The sequence below is a fragment of the Saccharibacillus deserti genome, from assembly GCF_013618475.1.
GTDB lineage: Bacteria > Bacillota > Bacilli > Paenibacillales > Paenibacillaceae > Saccharibacillus > Saccharibacillus deserti.
Genome location: NZ_JABJVN010000001.1, coordinates 958,019 through 974,860, shown reverse-complemented (window position 1 = coordinate 974,860; position 16,842 = coordinate 958,019). Strand labels below are relative to the sequence as shown.

The window sequence follows — 16,842 nt, the reverse complement described above, 5'->3', positions numbered from 1 at the left end:
CTTTACGACGCTCCTTTGGCGGCATTCACATGTTTCAATCTTGTGTTTACGCCGATTTCTTCCAGCAGTTTCTCCGCCGTCCGGCGTACTTCCGTGATAAACGGGTAATTGTCGTGTCTGCGGTCAAGCGGGCGGCTTCGCGCAATAAATCCTTTGATATCGCCGTCGTTGACCGCGTCACGGAAATCGGAATTGTACGGCAGAGTCAATGTCGGTTCCCTGCGGCCGTATTTTCGCAAAATATTGGACGCTTTGTACTTCGAACGCGGATCGTATCCGGAGAACAGCAGCAGCTGCTTTTTGCCGTGAAGTTCGGCCGGCCAACCGCTGCGGTCGAAATAACGCTCCAGCATCCCCGCATTCTGGTTCAGACACACGACGACCAAGTCCGAGTCCGCAAGCGCCTGGGCGGCAGCCGGACTGTCGGTTCCCGAGCGGATATCCAGCAAAATGCAGTCGTAATACCCTCGGGCCTGGGCATAGATGTTTCCGATCAGGCCGCCGGCATTTTCAAACTGCAGCCGATTCATCCGCTCCGACCCGCTGAGCAGATCGAGACGGTCGCGTTCGATCAGCAGCGCGTTATTCTTGACCGTTTCCCGCTCCAGCTTCCCGCTGCGGGCCAGACGGACCAGCGCATCAAGCCCTGTTCCCGCCTCCGTAGACAGGTTGCGGCTGTATGTATTGATCGAGCGGGCAAACCCCCGCTCCAGCGTATTCTCTTCTCCCTGCGGCTGCGAAACCAGCGTCCGAATCCGATATTCGCTTCCGATCAATGACGCGACGGCGGCGACCGATGCGGTTACCCCCGCTCCATGTCCCACGCTCCAAAATGCGATTTGCCCCATCTCATTTGCTCCTCTCGGCTCTTTTCCAGAGCTTGCGTATTTCCTTTTGTTCTTTTTCCAGCAAAACCGATGCAATCCCCTGTACGGCTTTTTTCATTTCCGGCGATAGGCCTTTGAGCTTCAATCTTCCGGCATACTGATTGCCAATCTTCAGCGCCAAATCGCGTTCGTCGGGATAATAAACGAAAGACTCTTTCCAGTCGACCGGAAAAGGCTCAAACTGCTCGGAAAAATAAGCTTCTCCCGGCTCGCTCGCTCCTTCGATCAGCACTTTGCGAAAAGCGCACAGCTCGGCGATCGGACGATCCGCGAAAAAATGTTCCAGCAGCCTTATGCCCCGTCGGACAGACGTTTGTTCACACCCCGTGACCAGAAAACGGCATGCCGACTCCGGAAGCTGCGGCAGCCGCCGCGGATCATCCGTATCGTACAGAACCAGATCATAGTCCGTCCGTCTGCCGGGCTGTATGCCGTCCGCAGGAATCCAAACTTCGAATCCGTCATATTCCTGCGGCTCTCCGGGCATATCCAAAGCCGGAAAAGAAAACTCGTAATTTCGGTGCAGCGTATAATCGACGATCAGCACTTTGCGCCCCGCCTCCGCCGCCAGTTTCCCCAGATAAAACAGCAGATCGCTTTTGTCGCAGTCTCCTATAAAAACAGCTTCGTTCAATTCGATTCCTCCTCAGTTGCCCGCTGCGGCTTCCGCCGAACCCGGATCAGCCGGTTCTTCCTGCGGAGCGGCGGGCGTTTGGCTGCCTGCGCCGCCGTCTGCAGACGCCTGTTCATCCGGGATCAAGGCATTGTCCTGCGTTCCCGGATTGATGACAGCGCTGTTGGCTTTGTTGTTGATATACTTCTGGATCTCTTCGGGCGTAAGCAGGTCGAGTCCGGTTTCCAGTTTGTCGCGCATCCGGCGCTCGAGTTCGGTAACGGCACGCTGAACAATATTCGGATCGTTTTCGATCAGATCAAGCACACGGGCGTTGGACGGATACGTAACGGCCGCCGCCTGCTGAAGTCCCGGCTCGACATAAGTGACCGCGTAGATTGAAGCATCGTTCAGGTAAGCATCGACAATAGCCGAAGACATCGTCAAAATCTCGCGTTCGTTCATCCGTAACCACACCGTGCCGGATGCCAATTGTTCGGTGCGCTTTTTCGACAGGACGATAAAATCTTCGCCGGTCGGAAACTTGACCCTCACATCGATAAATTCTCCCGTCTGCAGGCGACTTGGCAGTTCGATCAAACGGAATTCCTGATTCCGCAAATCTTTGGGCGTGACTTCGCCTTCATACAGCATGGACGAGCTTACCGGCGTATTGCGAGGCAGAGAGACCTTGGCGTAACGGCCCACTGCGTCTTCCTTGCCCGGCATATCGCTGGGCACTGTCGCTTTAACCACTTCGATTTCCGCAAGATCGTCGGATTCGATTTTTTCTCCTGCCCGGATATCGCGCTTGAGCGCAAAGACCGGAATTCGTTCGGCGTTCATCTCCTCGATCTGCCGTTCGTACACCACCTGCTCTCCTTCGTATTTCTTCTCAATATGACGGACATACGGGATGACCGCCGCCGCCCCGATCAGCAGTGCCGCCGCGGCTCCCGCCACGCCGGCCAACAGACGCTGACGCTGGCGAAATTTGATTCTCGACATGATTCGTTTCTCCCTTCGTTTCCTGCACTTGAACGCGGTTTCCCGCCCTTTTTACCTTGGCTTGCGCTTCAGCAGGGAACGCCGCTCGGCGCGTGTATACAGCGCACCCAGCATCGGCTCAAAAGCCTTCTTCGATTCGGCCCCTCCTCCGAACGGATCGGGCAGCGGGGGCAGCGAAAAGACTTTTTTGTGTCCCAGTCTGCCGCGCATCTCCCGAACCGTTTCCGGCAGCGCATGCGGCAGAAGATACGTCCATTTGGGGCGGAAGCGGAGACTTTCGCGATGAGCAAAAGCGGTCAGATCGCCGCTTCTCCACTCGCTGCCCGAACCGACGATCCAGGCAAAATCGGCACGCTGGAATTCTTCGAAATCCCGCTCCTCCCTGCACAGCCCCAGATCAAGCACCACGTGGCGGTAACCTCTGCCCAAAATCTCCGCCAGCGTTTCGCGTTTGGCTGCCGGCCAATAATCGACCCCTTGAACCGTAAAGCTGGTTTTTCCTTTCAGCGGTTCGCCTATCCATTCTCCGGCAAGCCGTTCAAAAGCGCCGAAACGGCTGCCTAGTTCGACAACGGCGGTTCGGCCGCCTGCTTTTGCCAGCGTATGTGCCGCCGCTATGGCCGTGTGCGTCGTGCCGCAGCCGGCAAAAGTCCCAAGCACCGCAATCGTCAAGGTTCCTCCTCCGCTTTTGGCAGATGGAACTTGTTCGCTTTCGATCCGAGCGGGCCGCAGCAGCCTTTCCACTTCCGACAGATTCGGATAGCGGTCTTCCCGGCGATAACTGAGCATTTTGCGGATTGCCGGAATCAGCGGCGGCGGAAGATCCGGCCGAAGTGCCCGCTGCGCTTCGGCCGTCCATTCGCTGAAGCGTCCTCCGGTACCCAGATACAGCAGCAGTGCGCCAAGAGCGTATTGGTCGCTGGCAGGGTCGCTTTTTCCTTCATACTGCTCAGGCGCCGCAAAACCGATCGTGCCAAGCTTCACGGTGTCCGCATTTTTGTCGGGAGTTGCGCTGCGTGCAATCCCGAAATCGATCAGGCGGACCGTTCCATCCGGACCGATCATCACATTGCCGGGTTTCAGGTCGCGAAAAACGACCGGAGGACTCTGTCCGTGCAAATACTCCAACACTTCGCAAATCCTCAGGGCCAGATCAAGTATGAAAGGAACAGCCGGATACCCGCCCAACCGTTCCGCATAATCGCCCAGATTCATGCCTTCGATGTATTCCATCACAAGAAATACGCGGCCCTCCGCATCCGGAGGAAAAAAATCGGCGACCTGCGGCAGACTCGGATGGCGCAGACGGGTCAGCATACGCGCTTCATTTTCGATCCGTTCATAATCCGCCGTATCGGCCATCGTTTCCTTGACCGCCCACCGTTTGCCCGGAAGCTTGGCATCGGAAGTTAGATAGACCTTGCCCATCCCTCCGCTTCCCAATATGCCTTCCACCCGATATCGTTCTCCTATGAGGGCGCCTCGTTCCAAATTTGACGGGTACGGCATGAAGAACCCCACCCCTTTCCGGACAAAAAAAGAAAGCACCCCTCGCGAACCGGGTCCGAAGACCGGGTTCATGAGGGATGCTTTCCCTGTATTGTCGCTTTTATGATTTTGAGGTCATTATAAACCTATTGCTCGCCAAGTGTAAAGACCTATTTCTTAATACTTGATCATGTAAAGCGTGATTTCTTCCCGGTTGTGGAACAGCTGTTTGGCACCCTGTACCTGCAGACGCGACTCTTCAAACGAAGCGATGACTTCCTTGATCAGCGCCATCGGCTTTTTGTGCATCAATTTGATCGTCACGACAGCCGTACCGCCAGGCGTGAGCGCATGCAGCAGTCCGGTCACCAGCTGTACCATCAGCTTGGGGCTCCAACTCATGTCGCATACCAGCAGATCGAACTCGTTTTCCCGAAATTTCATTTCGGCCGCATTCTTGCGGATATAAGTCAAATTCGGCATTTTGAGCAGCGACGGATGCAGTTTGGCCGGATCGACCGCCGTGACTTTCAGTCCCCGTTCAAGCAGCAGCGAAGTCCAGCCGCCCGGTGCCGCTCCGATATCGACCGCACTGCGGTAAGCCGACAGATCCAGACCGAACTCGCGCTCGGCTTCCAGCAGCTTGAATTTGGCACGGGACAGCTGTCCTTCTTCCCGGCGAAAACGAACCGCTCCGCCGCTCCAGTCCGACAGATTGTCTTCGGGACGCGACACACCGGCATATACGGCTCCTGCAGTCACATAGACCGACACGATCCAATCGGCACCCGCCGAGACGAACTCGGCTTCCGTTGCGCGCAGAAGCTCTTCCAGCCATTCTTTGAGCTTCGGAGCGCTTTCGCCTCCGGCATCCTCGCTTTTGCGAACCTGAAGCGCCGCTTTGATTCCTGCTCCGATCAATCCGCTGCCCGCCACGAACGCAGCCGCTTCGCTCAGCAGCTCGCCGACATTTTCGCCTTGACGCTCGAATTGGACAGGCTGGATATGGCGCAGGAAAACGGGACGGCTGTCCGCAATCTGACGCACCGCGTCCTCCGTCCCTGTATTCAACCGGACCAGCAGTACTTCGCGATCGCTCAGCACACTGCTTTTGACCGATCCGAACAACCGGCGAAGTTCTTCCTGCGCGTAAGCGGCGAAATCACGGTTGGCGGTACAAATAAAAAGACTTTCTTCCTGGACCGTTTCCGCCAAATCGGCCTGCTCTACGTTTTCTTTTTCATGCTCACTCAAAATACGTTACCCTCCACAGAGTCCGGGCGGCAGGGTCCGTTGACCGGAAATCCCCGCCCGCCGCGTCTCGTCTTGTTCGTTCCTTCTTACTTCGTTTTGCGCACGGTCAGGCCGATTTGCGGTTACCCGATAAAATCGAGCAGATGCGGAACCGACTGCATCGCGTAGACCGTTCTGGGCTCGCCGCGTCTGCCCGGCTCGAATACGCTCAGCGAAGGCGTACTGCTGATCCGGTACTTTTGAATAAACGCGGGCGCAAAGTTAAGATCCAGCGCATACACGTCGATTTCCGGATTCATCTGTTCGACCACTTCAAGCATACGGCGGGCGACACGGCATGTTCCGCAAAAAGGGGTATGTCCGAAAACGATAATTTGACGTTCTCCAGCTTCAATCCAGCGCAGCAGTTCCTTTTCCGTCGATTCTCTCACGGGCTCGATTGTTCGTCCGCCGTACGTTTGCGGACCTCGTCGGGCATAGGACCGCGATGCAGCACGACATGATCCGGTTTGCCCGCATACAAAATTTCGTACATGCTGCGCCGGCCGTACTCACTGGATGTATGCAAATAAATTTCTTGAGGGAAGGTGCCGTTCGCTACGATTCTCGCCGCAACTTCGCTTCCGCTCGGTTCACCCGGTCCCATTTCATGATCGAGCGACAAAATGCCAACTTCGCATTCCTGCAGCAGGGTCAGGCATTCTTCGCCGGTACGGGCCAAAGCAAAGCCGTCGGGACAAGGACGCCAATCGTCCATGTAGAGATGGATTTTCGGTTTGTTTTCCGTATTCGTCACCTTTTCACTCCTCTCGAAGGCCTTCGGTCAAGAAAAAACGGGCGTCTGCTCATACTGGCATTGCGGACAATAGAAAGCTTTTTTGCCTGCTACATCCATCTTCTGCACCAACGATCCGCCTTCGGTACACGCTTCGCCTTCGCGTTCGTAGACTCGGCACTGCGACAGGTATCCGCCGGTTATCGTGTCTTCCGCACTCAGCGGAGTCGCGATACAGCCGCCCGAATCGATCGCGGCTTCCAGCACTTCTTCAAGCGCTTCGTACAACCGTGCGGCGCTTTCGCCGTTCAGGTCCTGTACTTTGACGGAAGGCAAAAGCCCGGCCGCAAAAGCAATCTCGTCCGCATAACGCGGTCCGATGCCCGATAGGAGTTTTTGCCCGGTCAGAATACTGCGCAGCGCGCCGCGGCGTTTTTTGAGTTGGGTCAAGAAATATTCAGGCGTGGCTTGACGCGAAAAAGGATCGGGACCCAGCGTCTTCAAGACGTCGTCGAGTCCGCGTACCGTAAGCAGGCGCAGCACGCTGCCTTTGCCTGCAACGTACAGCGTCCGTTCGCCGAAACCGATCTCGGCTTGCGAGACAAACGGAGGCTCCTCCCCGGCTTCGCCGCAGTATAAAGCTCCGTCTTTGGCCAAAGCAATCAGAAGGCGATGTCCATTGTCGAGATGGAAAACAAGAAAAGTCCCGCGGCGTTCCAAAAAGAGCAGACTTCTTCCTTTCAGTGCAGCGGCAAACTCTTCCGGCACGACATCTGTACTGCTTGCATGATGCAGATGGACGTGTTCGATCGGTCGATCCAGTATCCATTGTCCAAGCTGTCTGCGATAATGTTCGATTTCCGGCAGTTCCGGCATAGCGCATCGTTCCTTTCTTTATCGGTCTTTATCGGCTTAATGCCCATTCCCGTACTTCTTGCAGCGTCGATCGGACCAGATCCGGCTCTACGCCGGACAATTTCTTGTGGCGCTCCAGATTGCCCGGTGTCGTTACGCCTTCTTCGGTCAGCAGCAGCAGCGAGCGGCAGCCGGAATCGGCACCGGCTTTGATATCGGTCATCATATTATCGCCGATGATCGTGACCTGCGAAGCGCCGACGCCCAGCAGATTGAAAGCAAAATTCATCAGAATCGGCGAAGGTTTGCCGATAACCGTCGGTTTAACGCCTGTCATCGCTTCCAGCGAAGCGCCAAGCGTGCCCGCTCCCGGCATCAAACCGCCTTCGGAAGGCAGCAGCAGGTCGGGATTGGTCAGAACAAATTCGGCTCCGGCCAGAATCAAGCTGCCCGCGCGCGCCAGCTTTTCGTACGAAAACTCGCGGTCGATCCCCTGGATCACATAATCCGGCTTTCCGGTCTGGCCTGTAAACTCGGTCAATCCGGCTGCAGCAACCGCTCCGCGCAGTCCCGACTCGCCGAAGATAGCGGCGGAAGCTCCGGGCTTCCGCGCCGCCATATAAGCGGCGGCCGCCATTGAAGAGGTGCAGACCTGTTCGGGTTTGGCCGGGATTCCCATTTTATTCAACCTGAGCGCAACCGTTTCCGGTGCGGCGGACGAATTGTTCGTCAGAAAAAGAAACGGAATCCCCTGCTCGTCCAGCGCCGTAATCAGTTCGTCGGCGCCGGGCACCCTGCGTTCACCGTGATAAAGCGTTCCATCCAGATCAATCAAAAGCGCATTTCGGCTCTGCATCTGTCTTCATTCCTTTTCTTGTTCGTGCGCAAGGCGGATCGGATACACGTGATGTTCGATCGCCAGCTGCGTGTGTACAAATATGGCCTTTGCTTCATCCAGCAGAGGCTGGAGCTGTTCCAGATCTTTGTAACGCGAACTGAAATGGGTCAAGATCAGCTCGCCCACCCCCGCCTTTTTTGCCGCTTCGGCAGCCTGAACAGCTGTGCTGTGGTAATACGTATAGGCCAAATCGGAAAATTCGTCGGTGAAAGTCGACTCGTGCACCAGCACATCCGCTCCGTGTGCTAGCGGATCGATATTCGGTGTTGGACGCGTATCGCCCAGAATCGTTACTACGCGCCCGCGTTTGGGCGGGCCAAGAACCTGTTCGGGCGTAATGAGACGCCCACCCACTTCGAGACTCTCTCCATTCTTAAGCTTACCGTATTCGGGCCCCGGACGCACGCCCCATTCCTGCAGGAGTTCCAGATTCAGACTGCCGGGGCGGTCTTTTTCCGTAATCCGGTAACCGTAGCTTTCAATCCGGTGTTCCAATGCCCGGGCTTCCACCTTGAATCGTTCGTCTTCAAAAATCAATCCGCCGGCATGTTCCACGATTTCGAGCCCGAAGGTGACGCGGCTCTGCGTCGATCCGAGCGTTACCTCAAGGAACTGCTTCAGCCCCTGCGGTCCGTATACGGTAAGCGGCGGGCTGCCCTCCTGCGAAGAGCGGCTGGACAGCAGCCCCGGCAGCCCGAAGACATGATCGCCGTGCATATGCGTGATAAAAATTTTCTCCAGACGGCTCAACTTGAGCGGCGAATGAAGAATTTGGTGCTGCGTGGCTTCGCCGCAGTCGAACAGCCACGAAGAACGCCGCTCCTCCAACATGCGGAGCGCGACGGATGTAACGTTGCGCTGCGTGGTCGGCAGCCCCGCATTGGTGCCGAGAAAATAAAGTTCCACAGCCGCACTCCTCCTTTTCTTCATTCTATAGGCATCCTATACCCGATTTTCGGTTGTCGTCCCGTGCCTTTTCTCCCCTATTCGGCGAAAGGGCGAAAAAAAGCCCGCCCGCCGCAGCGGGCGGACGGAAAACCGTGTCGCCGATTTCTCAGGAAACGCGGATTCCCGCCAGCTCGGGCAGGTCGCGCAAGGAATCGATTTGATAAACGGGCACAATGCCCGAATGAGGCGAACGCCCGCCGCGGTTGATCCAGACGGACGGAATGCCGGTATCCAATGCGCCGCGGATATCGGTGCTTTGCTTGTCTCCGACCATCAACGCTTCTTCCGGTTTGACCCCAAGCAAATCGAGGGCATGATGGAAGATCGACGTATCCGGCTTCCCTTTGCCAAATGTACCCGAGATCACGATATGATCAAAGTAAGGCACAAGCTGCGGAACGCCGTCCAACTTTTCTTGTTGAAGCGAAGGGCAGCCGTTCGTGAGCAGCAGCAGCTTGACCCGGCCTTTGAGTTCATCCAGCACTTCGTAAGTCTCCTCATACACGAGGGGGCGCTTGCGGCGTTCGGAAGCGAACAGAGCGGAAAGTTCCAAAGCCAACTCTTCGTCTTCGACACCGAGATCCGCCAGACCGAGACGCCAGGCTTCTTTCCGGTAAACGGGAGCGATTTCCTGCAGTTTGCGGAACTCGGGCTGTTCGCCTTTATCAAAGTTTGCCCAGAGCCCTTCAAAAGGACTGATGCCGATCATCTGGGTAAAAGGAAAAGTTTCGTAAGTCGCATACAAGTCGCGTGCTCGCTCGCGCACGGCCGCTTCGAGCGCATCCGCATCGATGCCCGTGCGGCTTGCCGCTTCTTCGGAAGCTGCCACAAAAGATTCTTTGACACTGCGCTCATCCCACAACAGCGTGTCGTCCAGATCGAAAATCACCGCTTTGACTTCGTTGTTCACCGTCATTCGTTGTCCCCTCGCTCTTCCGTATAATCGTTCTGTCGACTCCTGCCCGCAAAAAAACGGACTATTTCTTTTCTACCGGGATTTGGTGCTGGGCCGCAAATTCCGTAACGCGCTGGGCAATCTCTTCCGTCTTGAACATTTTCAGGAAACGCGAGAAAATCCAGTTGGCGCCTTTGCCTTTGGTTTCTACGGTCACGTAGCCTTTTTCGATACGGAATTTGGCAATATCGCCCGCCATCAGCGTCCGTTCGCGGTTGAAGCGAATCGTACTCATCCGGTCTTTGCCGATCCGCAGAAACGGACGGCGCAGGAACATGATCACGGCCAGAATCAGATACATGACGATAATAAACCAGTACGAAGCGCCCGAAGCTTCTTTAACTCCCGAAGTTTGAGCAGCTACCGTAATAATGGTCAGGAAAATCGCAACGATAAGCAGGAAGGATGGGAACATATAGTTTCTTCCTTTGAACGTATCGAACGTTTGGCTGCCTGTTCCCGAACTTCCGATTCGGTCCTGCCCGGTTTTCTGTCTGAGGCTGTTTGTTTTTTGCTGATTTTGGCGTACCTTTCTCTCCCATGAACGGGACATTCGTTTTCCCCCTTAAAATAGGTGACTCTATACAAGAAAAACCCGCCCAGCCGCGGCACTCCCTTTTCCGCGAACCGGCGAGCCGTTTCCGTTCCGGTGAAGCGTATCCCGATATCGCCGCCTGCCAGGATGAAGATGTACAGGGTGACTTCGGTCCTTAATGCAGCTTCGAGTCGCTGCCCGGCTCTCCATCGACCCATTCGATCGAATCGAGCTCCTGACGAAAATTGCGCCGTATATTGCCCAAGTAAACTTTGCGCAGTTCCGTACGCTCTTTATGTTCTTCTTCACTCAAGCCTTCGGCTTTATGTTTACGGGCAAGCTCGTTGATCCGGCTTACCAGAGTATCGATATCCATGTGCACCCTCCTTGTAACCATACTTCTTTATACTTTCACATGAAAAAAAGAGCTTGTCAAGGCGACAGCCCTGCAAGCTCTATAGGTTTCTACAAGCCGCACGCTTCAAGGGTTCGCACCCGTCACAGTGCCCTGCGTGCAGCCGTTAAAAATTGGGAAGAATCAATTCTTCGCCGACGTGAATTTCGCTTCCGGTCAGGCCATTTTTCTGCTGAATGCCTGTGATGAAAATGCGGATATCCGCTCCGGCCGGTTTGCTTCGTTCGGCGATGGACCACAAGGTGTCGCCCGGCGACACGATAACCGTGTGCACTTCCGCGGCAGGTTCGCTGCTCTGCAGGGCATGAACCACTCCGGTCCCCGCGAACAGTCCGATCACAACGAACAGGACTAGCCGGATCCGGGAAGCTCCCGTTCTCGTCCACCGGGATTTGGACAGTCCCAGACTATGTAAAAAAGAAGAAATGGAATAAGGTGCGCCCATGCTCGATTTGTCGGGTGTACCGGCCGCTTCATAGATACTTTTATAAGTCGTGTATTTTGGCATTTTCAACACTCTCCCAAACGTTTGTTCTGCCTTCTGAAATCCAATATAGCACGAACATACGTTTTGGACAAGCGTTTTTGGAACGTTTGTTCGGGAAAATTTGTTCGTATTCTCTCATCCGCTCTGCTCCCGCTTTTCAGCGAAAACGAGCGGATTCGGCAGAACGCGCAGCCGAATCTTAGAACTTACGTTTGTACGAACGGAAGTTCTATGATATAATTTTCCCGTATTCGCATTCGAAATCATCATCTTCCTTGCCGGGTACTTATAAGCCAACTACTAACGAATAATGGATGGGGTTGATACGACATGTCGAAGATATCCATACGCCAGCAGGCTATTCTGGAATTTATCCGTACCGAAGTCAAGTCGAAAGGGTATCCGCCTTCCGTTCGGGAAATCGGCGAAGCGGTAGGCCTCGCTTCCAGTTCTACCGTTCACGGGCACTTGGACCGTCTGGAGAAAAAAGGCCTGATCCGACGCGATCCGACGAAACCCCGTGCGATCGAACTGCTTGGACTTGAAGAATCGGAAAGCGGCAATTTGTTCGCCTCGACGATCCGGCGCGTTCCCGTTGTCGGCAAAGTTACGGCAGGCGTGCCGATTACGGCTACCGAAAACATCGAGGATTACTTCCCGTTGCCTCAGACGATGGTCGGGGACGATCAGGTATTCATGTTATCCGTTATGGGGGACAGCATGATCGAAGCCGGGATCAACAACGGCGACTATGTCGTTGTACGCCAGCAGCAGACGGCCAACAACGGCGACATTGTCGTTGCGATGACCGAAGAAGACGAAGCGACGGTCAAGACCTTCTACAAGGAGAAAGACCATATTCGCCTTCAGCCCGAAAACCCGACGTACGAACCGCTTCGCCTGACTCACGTTACGATTTTGGGCAAAGTCGTCGGCTTGTTCCGCAATTTCCATTGAGGTCGACAAGGTCTTTTACGGCCTATCGCTCGCACTAAAAAACTCCCCCGAAATTCGGAGGAGTTTTTTTGGAATGTCTGCGTCTGCATGTATACGATTATTTCAAATAGACTTGCCGTTAATCGGCTCTACGCCGCCTAGGCGAGTGTTCCTGGCTGCCCGAACGGCGTTCCGGTCGAAGCGCGACGCTCGGCGCGCAAGGAGGCGTTTGGCTATCCCGGGGCAGTGCAGCCCCCCGGCTTCGACGAAAAGGATCGGTTCGACGAACGGACGGCAGCAGCTGCCTCCAACCGTAAGCTTTGCGAAGTAAAGAAATGTGTTGGAGCGACGATTTGTCGGACCAGCGAATATAAGCCTCCTGCTCCAGATTGATCAAGGCAATCGTGACTTCGCGAAAAGCGCCGCCGCTTCGGCGGATCAATCTCGACATCGACAGCTGCCCGAAAGACAGCATACGGCGGCGGCGCAGCATCCCCAGAATCTTCCGCTCCAGACGACTCATCTCCACAAACACACCCTCCCGGTCCCTTGACCGACCCGCTTCCGCCTTTTCCAAAACTTCGGCGTATCGTTCGGAACGTATGTTTGTATTATAAGCGAACATGCGTTCTTTTTCCACTCTAATTTTTAATTTTCGGATACACGTTCAGCGCATCCTGGATATGGTAGGGTTTCGACCAGGGGCTGCCGTCCGCTCCTGCCGTCACCAGCATATATTCCCTGCCGTTTTTCACCGCGAGCGAAGCCAGACAAAGACCTGCGGCCCGGGTATATCCGGTCTTGCCTCCCAAAATCCTGCCTCCTTTGAAATTCAATGTCGGGGCACTCTCGGACAAGGTGCTTCGGACCGTGATTCCGTTGGGATGAAGGTTGGTCGGAGCGGTCGAGTATTTGTGCGTAGTCATCAATTTACGGAAAGTCGGGTTTTTGAGCGCGGCTTTCATCAAGACCGACATGTCTTTCACCGTCGTATAATGGTCGGCATTGGGCAGCCCCGTGACGTTCGTGAAATGCGTATGCTTCATGCCGAGCTTTTTGGCTTTGGCATTCATCTTTTTGACAAATGCCGCTTCGGACCCGGATATCGCATAAGCCAGCCCGATCGAAGCGTCGGCTCCGGAAGGCAGCATCGAACCGTACAGCAGATCGATACCTTTCACCTTTTCGCCCGGAAGAAATCCGGCCATCGACGCGCCTTGTTTTTTCAAATCCGGAAAAATCGACGCGGGCAGCGTGACTTTTTTCTGCGGATCGGACAGATTCTCCAACGCGACAAGCACCGTCATCATCTTGGTCATGGACGCCGGGTAGACCTTCTGATTGATATTTTTCTTCAACTGCACTTCGCCATCGCCGAGATCAATCAAGATGGCGTTCGAGCTGTAGAGCCCCGCCGCAAATTCCGAAGAGAATGCGGACAGCGAGGCCGCTTCGTAAGAAGGCGTATATGAAACCTGGGCTGCAGCCTGCGGCGGCTGGAGTGCTGCGGCACTGCCGCTTACAACCAGCGCCAGCGCAGCCGCAATCAGCGTCGAACGTTTTCTTTTCCCAATCGCAAACCGTGTAAAGCCTTTTCCGGATAACCTCAAAATAAATGACACCTTCCTTATTCTTTTTTGCCGTACGGGGCTACAAATCTTTTAGATACACGCGGTGGATTTGATGATCCGGGCCTTTGCTCAAGACCAGGTCCGCTCTGCCCCGGGTAGGCAGGATGTTTTCGTTCAGGTTAAGCAAATTGATTTCTTCCCATATTTTTGTGGCACGGGCAACCGCTTCCGCGTTCGTCAGCTCGGCATACCGATGGAAATAGGAAGACGGATCGCGGAAAGCGGTTTGCTGCAGCAGCAGAAAACGATCGATATACCAGTTTCGGATTTCTTGTTCTTCGGCATCGATATAAATGGAAAAATCGAAAAAGTCGCTCACGAACAATGGCTGCCCTTTGCTGACCTGCAGTACGTTGACTCCTTCCACAATCAAAATATCCGGGCTGTCGACGATTTCCAGGCGGTCGGGCAGAATATCGTATGTGATGTGCGAATAAACGGGAGCTTCCACACCGCGTTCGCCGGCTCGGATCCGGGTCAGGAAATCGATCAGTTTTTTCGTGTCGTAGCTTTCCGGAAACCCTTTTCGACTCATAAGCCCTTTGGCCTCCAGAACGCGGGTCGGGTACAGAAATCCGTCCGTTGTCACAAGATCCACTTTCGGATGGTGTTCCCAGCGGGACAAAAGGGTACGCAGAAGGCGCGCAACCGTGCTCTTGCCTACGGCGACACTGCCGGCAACCCCGATAATAAACGGCTTATGTACCGGCTCGCAGCCGAGAAAAGCACCGGTGACTTCACGCAGATACTGCTCCGCCCGCACTCTGAGATTGATCAGGCGGGTAAGCGGAATATAGATGTCTTCGACTTCACGCAGCGAAATTTTATCGTTCAGTCCTTTGATCCGTTCCAATTCTTCTTCCGACAGCCTCAGAGGTGTCCGGCTTCGCAGCGCGGCCCATCTGGCCCGGTCGAATTCCATATAATTTCCGTACGCATTCATATTGGACAGATCCCTCACTATGACAAAGTACTTCTAGTCTAGCAAATTGCGACAGGTTTGAACATGACGGAATCGGTTAGGTAGGCAAGCTGTAAAGGTACTTGTTTAGGAAGAGGAGCAAATCGGGGCAAAATTCCGGCAAAAAAAACGCAGAGAGTCCAGCGCTGGGTTTCCCCGTCTGAACTCCCGCTGTTTCTCCGACGCTAGTCGAAGCTGGAGTGACACTCAAGTGTCACCCCGTTCATTACCCTTCTCTTAAATAAATATTCAACAAAAAAATCTTTTAAAAGATTTTCCCGAAAAAAGAATCTTTTTATTAAACCATCCTAGAGTCCTAAAATTTTAAAACAATCATGATTTTCAAAACATTCGTTCACCCAATGATTAATTTGTTCCAAAATCACTTTATTGGAGCTCACTTTGCTTGATCCATTCTCTTTTTGATTGTGTCCCACTCCGCTTTGGAAACCCTGTTAAATCCATAATAATTGAAATTATCGAGACACTCCCCAAACATCTTGTTCAAACCTGTATGATCCAAACATTCCTCCGTAAGATAGATAGAATCCTCCAACCAATGTAGATCTTCCAAATACCCTCGTTGCAGCTCAAAAACATCATGTCCTGTTAATTCTTCTTTTCTAAGGATTTTCTCCATTTGGCTGTTCTCCTTATGCAATCATTTTTAATGTTCAACATTCGCTTTAGGAATCTTTAAATCAATGCCCAGTCCCCTTCTTCGATATTTCAATTCACTTTCACCCAAACCAATGGTATTTCCGAAAAAGTTCGTGGTCAACATGTGTTCACAATCTTAAGTAAAACAACGCAAGAAAAGCCGCGGCAGGGATGTGCGGAATGCACAAACCCTTGCTGCGGCCGCGATTACCTATTCTTGTAAAGAATCATATACTGATCGCGTTCCCATCGGTGGACCTGCGTACGGTTTATGTTCCCTGCTTTCAAACTGTATTGTATGGTTACTGCAAAGCTTGATATAAAGCGGATTCGAACAATTTACTTTTCATCTTCTATCATACGATTTCGAAATCTTGCGGGCATTTTGTGGGCAGTTTTGTGGGCATCAAAACGGTTACTTTTTAATGAAGGAAGACTCCTCTGGATCCTACTCCCAGAGGAATCTTTTCAGTCATTTCACAAACCAAAAGATTGCCATTACGATTTTCAATCCCGCTGCCTGACCGATCCTCACGGAACTCGTCCCAGGGCGCCTTGTCCGTCAGCCGAATCGTCTTCGCTCCGCCGCGCGGATCGCAATCTACATATCCTTCCTGGCGTAATTCCACAAGCGCTACACGGATCGCTTCCAAGCTCTGACCTGTCCCCAAAAGCTCATGCTGTATAGGCGCACATCCGTACGATGTCCAGTGCGCTTATAATATGCGATATAACTTATCATTCGTTTCCATTATACGTTCACCTGGTCCCTATTATACACAGAGAAGTTTTTTAAAAAACAACGCTAACACGTATTATTCACACGTTTACACGTGCTTATTATACGTGTATGATGATAAGTGTAAGGTGGAATGCGATGAAACAATACACGTCACGAGAGGTCATCGCTCTACTGGAAAAAGACGGTTGGTATCTCAGTTCAGTCTGAGGAAGTCATCACTATTTCAAACACCTGACGAAGCTGGGTAAGATAACGGTGAAACATCCGGTCAAGAGTTACCCGCCAAAGACAGTGGCAAGTGTCCTAAAATCTGCAGGATTGTGGGGCTAAGAAGCCCCTTTCTTCCCCGAAGGAGGATTAATATATATGCAAAAGAAAGACGTTTATCGCTATTGGGCTTTGCTCGATACTGCCGATGAAAGCGGGTCCGTGCGTTTTGTCGATCTTCCGGGATGCGTGACTTTTGGCGATACCGCCGAAGAAGCACACGCCGAAGCGCGCGAAGCGCTCGAAGGTTTTATGTATGAATTGGAGTCTGACGGCGATGACATTCCGGATCCGTCTCCGCTCGAAGTTGTGCTTCAACAGGCTAAGCCCGGAGAAGCCGCAATTGAGGTTCAGGTTTATATGCCAGTCGTCCGTGAGGCGATGGCGATCAAAGCGGTTAAAAAGACACTTACGGTGCCGAAGTGGCTTAATGATGCCGCTGAAGCGCAACGACTCAATTTCAGTCAGGTACTGCAGGAAGGTTTGAAACGAAGTCTGGGGATTGAGAAGTGATTTAAGACACACTA

At 53.5% G+C, this 16,842-nt stretch carries 20 protein-coding genes and 1 pseudogene; 3 read left to right on the top strand and 18 right to left on the bottom strand.

Translation table 11 applies throughout. From position 1 onward, the window contains the following. Positions 1-2 precede the first annotated feature (2 nt). The 14 genes from HOP44_RS04325 to HOP44_RS04260 all read right to left on the bottom strand — a co-directional run bounded on the left by HOP44_RS04325 (position 3) and on the right by HOP44_RS04260 (position 11,139). Positions 3-848, bottom strand: coding sequence for a CpaE/TadZ family protein (locus tag HOP44_RS04325; RefSeq protein ID WP_172250862.1), 846 nt, complete (start codon positions 846-848; stop codon positions 3-5). A 1-nt stretch (position 849) separates the two neighbouring features. Beyond that, on the bottom strand, positions 850-1,521 hold the full coding sequence (locus HOP44_RS04320) for a hypothetical protein (protein ID WP_172250860.1): 672 nt from the start codon (positions 1,519-1,521) through the stop codon (positions 850-852). A gap of 12 nt (positions 1,522-1,533) precedes the next feature. Continuing rightward, positions 1,534-2,508 (bottom strand): SAF domain-containing protein, encoded by a 975-nt coding sequence (locus HOP44_RS04315; protein ID WP_172250858.1) that lies wholly within the window; start codon positions 2,506-2,508, stop codon positions 1,534-1,536. Positions 2,509-2,559: 51 nt separating this feature from the next. Next, positions 2,560-3,963, bottom strand: coding sequence for a protein kinase domain-containing protein (locus HOP44_RS04310; RefSeq protein ID WP_172250856.1), 1,404 nt, complete (start codon positions 3,961-3,963; stop codon positions 2,560-2,562). A gap of 210 nt (positions 3,964-4,173) precedes the next feature. Further along, positions 4,174-5,250: an SAM-dependent methyltransferase gene (locus HOP44_RS04305; protein WP_172250854.1), complete on the bottom strand. Its 1,077-nt coding sequence runs from the start codon at positions 5,248-5,250 to the stop codon at positions 4,174-4,176. Positions 5,251-5,372: 122 nt separating this feature from the next. Next, positions 5,373-5,681 (bottom strand): thioredoxin domain-containing protein, encoded by a 309-nt coding sequence (locus tag HOP44_RS04300; protein ID WP_172250852.1) that lies wholly within the window; start codon positions 5,679-5,681, stop codon positions 5,373-5,375. After that, complete coding sequence (locus HOP44_RS04295; RefSeq protein ID WP_343059754.1) at positions 5,678-6,046, bottom strand: cyclic-phosphate processing receiver domain-containing protein; 369 nt, start codon at positions 6,044-6,046, stop codon at positions 5,678-5,680. The genes HOP44_RS04300 and HOP44_RS04295 overlap by 4 nt, the downstream gene beginning before the upstream one ends. 27 nt (positions 6,047-6,073) lie before the next feature. Continuing rightward, on the bottom strand, positions 6,074-6,901 hold the full coding sequence (locus tag HOP44_RS04290) for an Fpg/Nei family DNA glycosylase (RefSeq protein WP_172250850.1): 828 nt from the start codon (positions 6,899-6,901) through the stop codon (positions 6,074-6,076). Positions 6,902-6,929: 28 nt separating this feature from the next. Further along, positions 6,930-7,736, bottom strand: a complete 807-nt coding sequence (locus HOP44_RS04285; RefSeq protein ID WP_172250848.1) for an HAD-IIA family hydrolase — start codon at positions 7,734-7,736, stop codon at positions 6,930-6,932. 6 nt (positions 7,737-7,742) lie between these two features. After that, a complete protein-coding gene (gene rnz, locus HOP44_RS04280; protein ID WP_172250846.1) occupies positions 7,743-8,684 on the bottom strand; it encodes a ribonuclease Z in 942 nt (313 codons plus the stop codon). 148 nt (positions 8,685-8,832) lie between these two features. Next, entirely contained in the window at positions 8,833-9,642 is an 810-nt protein-coding gene (locus HOP44_RS04275; protein WP_172250844.1) for an HAD family hydrolase, read from the bottom strand. 61 nt (positions 9,643-9,703) lie between these two features. Then, the gene (locus HOP44_RS04270; protein WP_172250842.1) at positions 9,704-10,234 is read right to left on the bottom strand and encodes a hypothetical protein; all 531 of its coding nucleotides are present in this window, start codon (positions 10,232-10,234) and stop codon (positions 9,704-9,706) included. Positions 10,235-10,391: 157 nt separating this feature from the next. Beyond that, positions 10,392-10,592, bottom strand: coding sequence for a DUF896 domain-containing protein (locus tag HOP44_RS04265; RefSeq protein WP_172250840.1), 201 nt, complete (start codon positions 10,590-10,592; stop codon positions 10,392-10,394). 145 nt (positions 10,593-10,737) lie between these two features. Continuing rightward, positions 10,738-11,139 (bottom strand): LysM peptidoglycan-binding domain-containing protein, encoded by a 402-nt coding sequence (locus HOP44_RS04260; RefSeq protein ID WP_172250838.1) that lies wholly within the window; start codon positions 11,137-11,139, stop codon positions 10,738-10,740. Positions 11,140-11,448: 309 nt separating this feature from the next. On the opposite strand from HOP44_RS04260, the gene lexA reads away from it, so the two are divergent. Beyond that, a complete protein-coding gene (gene lexA / locus HOP44_RS04255; RefSeq protein ID WP_172193878.1) occupies positions 11,449-12,075 on the top strand; it encodes a transcriptional repressor LexA in 627 nt (208 codons plus the stop codon). A 118-nt stretch (positions 12,076-12,193) separates the two neighbouring features. On the opposite strand, the gene HOP44_RS04250 is transcribed toward lexA, so the two are convergent. The 4 genes from HOP44_RS04250 to HOP44_RS04235 all read right to left on the bottom strand — a co-directional run bounded on the left by HOP44_RS04250 (position 12,194) and on the right by HOP44_RS04235 (position 15,286). Then, on the bottom strand, positions 12,194-12,583 hold the full coding sequence (locus HOP44_RS04250; RefSeq protein WP_172250836.1) for a hypothetical protein: 390 nt from the start codon (positions 12,581-12,583) through the stop codon (positions 12,194-12,196). 112 nt (positions 12,584-12,695) lie between these two features. Next, the gene (locus HOP44_RS04245; protein ID WP_246369569.1) at positions 12,696-13,664 is read right to left on the bottom strand and encodes a D-alanyl-D-alanine carboxypeptidase family protein; all 969 of its coding nucleotides are present in this window, start codon (positions 13,662-13,664) and stop codon (positions 12,696-12,698) included. A 40-nt stretch (positions 13,665-13,704) separates the two neighbouring features. Next, the gene (coaA, locus tag HOP44_RS04240; RefSeq protein ID WP_172250834.1) at positions 13,705-14,628 is read right to left on the bottom strand and encodes a type I pantothenate kinase; all 924 of its coding nucleotides are present in this window, start codon (positions 14,626-14,628) and stop codon (positions 13,705-13,707) included. A 415-nt stretch (positions 14,629-15,043) separates the two neighbouring features. Continuing rightward, on the bottom strand, positions 15,044-15,286 hold the full coding sequence (locus tag HOP44_RS04235; RefSeq protein ID WP_172250832.1) for a hypothetical protein: 243 nt from the start codon (positions 15,284-15,286) through the stop codon (positions 15,044-15,046). A gap of 981 nt (positions 15,287-16,267) precedes the next feature. On the opposite strand from HOP44_RS04235, the pseudogene HOP44_RS23125 reads away from it, so the two are divergent. Together HOP44_RS23125 and HOP44_RS04225 are read left to right on the top strand one after the other, a co-directional pair. Beyond that, positions 16,268-16,378, top strand: a pseudogene (locus HOP44_RS23125) (type II toxin-antitoxin system HicA family toxin); the annotation flags it as partial. A gap of 36 nt (positions 16,379-16,414) precedes the next feature. Further along, positions 16,415-16,828 (top strand): type II toxin-antitoxin system HicB family antitoxin, encoded by a 414-nt coding sequence (locus HOP44_RS04225; protein WP_172250830.1) that lies wholly within the window; start codon positions 16,415-16,417, stop codon positions 16,826-16,828. Positions 16,829-16,842 lie beyond the last annotated feature (14 nt).